The sequence below is a fragment of the Anaerovorax odorimutans genome (genome assembly GCF_024459955.1).
Taxonomy (GTDB): domain Bacteria; phylum Bacillota; class Clostridia; order Peptostreptococcales; family Anaerovoracaceae; genus Hominibacterium; species Hominibacterium odorimutans_A.
Genome location: NZ_JANFXK010000040.1, coordinates 1 through 4,883 on the forward strand (window position 1 = coordinate 1; position 4,883 = coordinate 4,883).

Consider the following 4,883-nt stretch of genomic DNA (forward strand, 5'->3'; position numbering starts at 1 on the left):
TTGGTTATGCTGCACTTTACAATTTCCCCGTCCTGCTTCACTTCAAACGGATATAGCTTAGAATCCAGCACATAACCATCCGGCGCTGCGGTCTCTTTGAAGTAATACTTGCCTACCGGAAGCTGATCAAAGGTTACCAGTCCTTTTTCATCGGTTTTGCCGGATCGAACCAGTTGTTTTTCATGATCATAAATCTCAATTTTGGCTCCAGATAAAGGCCTTCCATCCGTGATATCGGTCTTTGTGATCTCCACGCTTCCCTGCTTTGGTTTATTGGTAATGCTGCATTTGACGATTTCCCCGTTTTCTTTCACCTCAAAAGGATGCAGCTTGGAATCCAGCACATAGCCATCCGGTGCTGCCGTTTCTTTCAAATAGTATTTACCGATGGGAAGCTGCTTGAAGGTGATGTTCCCCTTGCTGTCCGTTGTACCGGAAGCAACCAGTTTTTTATCATGGTCATAAAGTTCAATCAGCGCACCTGGCAGCACTGCTCCGGTAGCAAGATCGGTTTTTGTGATCTCCGCTTCCCCCATGCCCAGTTCATTGACAATGGTTACATCTTTTTCCACAACACTAACATCCTGTCCGGCGTAGTCCAGTTTAACGGTTTTCATGATTCCATCTTTGGGAATGTTATAGATGGATGCGTCCATTTGCTCAAAAGAATCTTCCATGGCATTGTCCGGAGCGGATTCTGCAAAATCCTTGAGCGCCCACAGTTGTTCCTCCGTATAGGAAAAGGTCTTATCCCCCTTCGGTGTTTCAAAATAGTGGCCGTCTTCCTCCACAATGTACGTTGCGGTCAAAGTATCGCCAAGGGCTTTGGTAAAGGCTTCTTTTGTTTCTTCGGCCGGTGGATCACCCCCGTTTACGACCAGCGTGTTCACCCAGGTTTCCAGAATAGCGGAAATCAGTTCTTCGGTCAGATGGTAGGTACGTACTTTTGTATAAAGACCGGTCTCTTTCACATGGTAGCTTCCCAGATATAAAGTTCCAGTTGTAACATTCCCATCTTCATCAGTCATGACGGATTGAAGGACCTTGCCCTTTTCTGCACGCAGCGTGCCATCTGCCGTCTTAATGTCTTCCGCTGCCTGAATATCAAATTTCACAAAGGGAAACGGCGCTGTCGTAAGGGTTTGCCCCGTCTCTGTCTCCTCCATCACCTGACGCAATTTATGAATATGAAGCATTCCCTTCTGTGGCGTGTCCTTGAACGTTACTTGTACAATTTCACCCGGCTTTGTGTCAGATGTCACTTGAAAGGTCACCGGTTTTATCGCTCGAACATATCCGTTTGGTGCCGTCACTTCAATGACTTCATACGTTCCCGCCCGAATGGTCTCGGAGCTTCTTGCTATTCCGTCACTTCCGGTGACAAAGGTGTCAATCGTCTCATGATTGTCATTTAGCTGTGTGACCAAGTTTCCCTTTTCGTCCCGAACCTTAAACTTGGTGCCTGCCTTCTTAATGGTCTTGCCCGTTTCAGCGTCAACCTTTTCAATCTGAAAACGATTCAGTACCGGTTTGTTGACTAGATCCATGGTTTTTGTCTCGGGTTCCCCATTTTCTTTTGCCGCAATTGTAATAGAGAAATCTTTAACCGCCCAATTCGTTTGGTCTTTGGTCACCTGCTGAACCAGATAATCTCCGATTGGTAATTCCTTAGAAAGCGCTATACCGTCTTTATTGGTAACCATTTCATCCTTAAAAACCGGTGGTACATCTTCAAACCTCCAGCCTTTCGCTACATATTCCGCATCCCAGATTCGGAATGTAATCCCTTCTTCCCGATGAATGACTGAAGACTCGATACCGGTTTCTGGGTCAATCCACAGCTTGGTCAGCTGCATCCGGCCCTTCTTCGTAATATTGGATAGGGCCTTTTCCGTCAACGTGTAGGTCGCATCACCGGTAATGGTAAAGGTGGCGCTCGCTTTCTGCTTGTACCGGCTGTCCTGCACTGTTTCTTTGATCGTGTACGGCCCGCCTTCCAAAAGCTCGATTTTCTTGCTGCCATCCCTCCCAATCAATTCACCGCTGCTGTTTACGCTTACCGGAACCGAATTGGGCATCCCATTTCCGGTAATTTCAAACCGCAGGTTGGCATAAACATTTTTGATGCCATCACTGGCCTTTTCACCGTCATCACAGTATTTCCTGCCTTGCAGCCAGCCCCATTTCACCCAGCGAACGGTAAAGGAAACTGTGTCCGTTTCCCCTTGTCCGCAAAAGAAAATATTCTGTTTACCGGTGATGGAAATCAAATATGGAGAAAAAGAGGCCAAACTGCCCTCCAACTTTCCGCTGCTATAGGTGCCTGCCACACTCTTGGGCGCAGTAAAAAAGAACGAATCGCCGCCATAAATTTTCACAGCTTTTCCGGCAGCAAAGGATTTTGTTTCCCCGTCAGAGGTGCGATGCAAAGTGCAGCTTGCAGGAACCGTCACCGTGATGCGGTTATCTTCATGGGTGTTAAGCTTTATCGCTGGTGTTGTCTGCTGTTTATTGTCCCAATCCCATACCGCATTAACGCTGCCCTTGGAAACGGAAATACTGGTATCGGTGGGCGCATCTGGCAAGGTTTCCACGTAGTCCGCTACTTTCACCACTAGTTTTTTCGTATCGGAAGAAACACCCATGAAAGCATCGCTGTTCATGGAAGCTTTATCGTACAGGTAGGAAAGAATCATGTGACAAAGCGCATAGGCGCTTTCATCATCGTTCCAGTCATCATCTTTATCTTTCTTCGAAACATAGGGCTGAACTTTCTTTGCATAACCTGGATAGCCATACATGTAATAAAGGGCCTGCACCATCTTCTTGTTGGTGTATTCGGTCGCGACATACGAGCCTTCGGAAGGCGGTGTTTCTTTTGGCTGAATACAATAAGCCACCACCTTTTTGCCCTTGAATTCACAGCGATAGTTTCGCGTAAAAAAGTCCTCATAATAAATCTTATGGTCGTAAGTAAGCTTCACTTTCATTTCGTCATCTTCTAGCGCTGCCGCCTGAGCTAAAGACGCGGATTCAAAGAGTACGGCTCCATGGCTTTCTTTTAGTTCCTGCAAGGTTTGCCTTGCCACCGCATCACCAGGGGTAAGCTCCACATGGTCTTGCTTTTCTAATGAAAGTCCCTGCTCTGTGGCTGCATGAGACTGCTCCGGTGCAAAGGGCGTAACTAGCCCTAAGAGAAGCATGACTATGAGCAGAAAGGATAGGACCACTTTTGGCTTTTTTAGCACATTGTATGATTCTTGATTCATCATGTTACCTCCAATAAAAAAATACCCCTTGCGGTCTGCAAAGAGTTCTTACACGTAATGATTTCTTTTTCGGCTGGTTCTGCTGGTAATCTGGGGGGGGGGTGAGGTGTGGAGAGGGGGGACAAAAAAATAGAACCAGCCCGCCTACTGCTCCCCTGGCGGAATAGATCACCGCTCCATGGACCGTTGCCGCTTTCGATAAAGCGCAAGCGCTTTCACAATGATATCCTCCATCTGTTTTTTGGACGTCCCTTTTGGAAAATATTTGTTGATGCGCTCCCGCGGTATCTTTAGCTGTTCTTTCTGGTTTGGTTTTTGTTCGGAAAGAATGGATAAAATTACATCTTCATTCAACCTCCCTTCTTCGTTAAGTTTCCGGAGTTTGATCGCCTGCGCATGGCTCGGTGTGCAGTCCTCCAGTTCCATCGTATTGAGCAGCACCTCTTGCTGTTCTTTCGGCAGGTAGGATAATTCCACCGCCGGGCGCATGGCAATCTTTCCTTCATCGACTAGGTCTAAAATGGGTGGAATGAGATAGGTCAGCCGGATATAGCGATGAATTTGTCTCGCACTGTCTTTTGCCTCCTTACTTAATTCTTCAACGCTGTACAACTTCTCGCCCAGTGGGCGAGAAGTTAAATCCGTCCTCTGTCCCTGCCGTTTTATGGCATCCATCTTCATTTTATATGCAAAGGCTTTCTCCGACGGTAGAATGGTTTCCCGCTGCAAATTGGAATCCACCATAACAATCGTCGCTTCATCATCCGATAAATCACGGATAATGCAGGGCATTTCTTCTTTTCCTGCCAGCTCGCATGCAACTTTTCGCCTATGTCCCGCTACCATTTCATAGCCGCCCTCTTTTTTGGGCCGTACCAGCGCCGGTACTAAGACACCGTACTCTTTTACGCTATTTACTGTACGGTTCATGGCTTTATCCATACGAACTTTGAACGGGTGGTTCGGGAAATCGCTTATTTCCGATAGTTTTAGGTGTACGACCTTTTCATACTGCTGTTCATCTCGTTCTTCCTGCGTGGTGAACAGGTCATCGACTGCGGGCAGATTCAGCTCGATTTTGTTGCCTTTGGCCATCCCGGAGCACCTCCTTTGTAAATTCCAGATAAGCTTTTGCCGCTAGGCTATTTTTATCATAGCTGTAGATGCTTTTCCCGGCGGCGCTGCTTTCCGCCGCTTTTACGACAACCGGGATCACCGTATGGTAAACGTTTAGAGCCCTGCCATAGTTCTGCCGAAGGCTTTCTGCTGTGACACGTGCAAAGTTTGTCCGCATATCCGCAAGGGTCAATAAAACACCGTCCACTTTTAATTGTGGGTTGATCTGCCGCTGCACCTTGCTGATGGTTCGCGTGAGCTGGGTCATGCCTTTTAATGGCAGATAGTGGGCCTGTACCGGCACAATCACACTATCTGCCGCCGCAAGCGCATTGATCGTCAACATTCCCAAACTCGGCATACAGTCGATCAGGATATAGTCGTAATCCTTTTTCAAGCCATGGAGATAGGATTTCATAGTAAATTCCCGGCTCATGGCGTTTACCAGCGTCATTTCCATTCCGGACAATTCGATACTGGACGGTATGAGATCAACGC

At 47.3% G+C, this 4,883-nt stretch carries 3 protein-coding genes; all 3 read right to left on the reverse strand.

Features of this window, described 5'->3' with window-relative positions; translation table 11 throughout:
* Nucleotides 1-3,269, reverse strand: a 3,269-nt coding sequence (locus tag NE619_RS17495; protein WP_256133776.1) for a SpaA isopeptide-forming pilin-related protein, incomplete at its 3' end; no start/stop codon positions are given.
* 168 nt (nt 3,270-3,437) lie between these two features.
* A complete protein-coding gene (locus tag NE619_RS17500) occupies nt 3,438-4,364 on the reverse strand; it encodes a ParB/RepB/Spo0J family partition protein (protein ID WP_256133777.1) in 927 nt (308 codons plus the stop codon).
* Nucleotides 4,318-4,883 (reverse strand): ParA family protein (locus NE619_RS17505; RefSeq protein WP_256133778.1); only part of this gene is annotated, 566 nt, incomplete at its 5' end. The genes NE619_RS17505 and NE619_RS17500, both read right to left, overlap by 47 nt.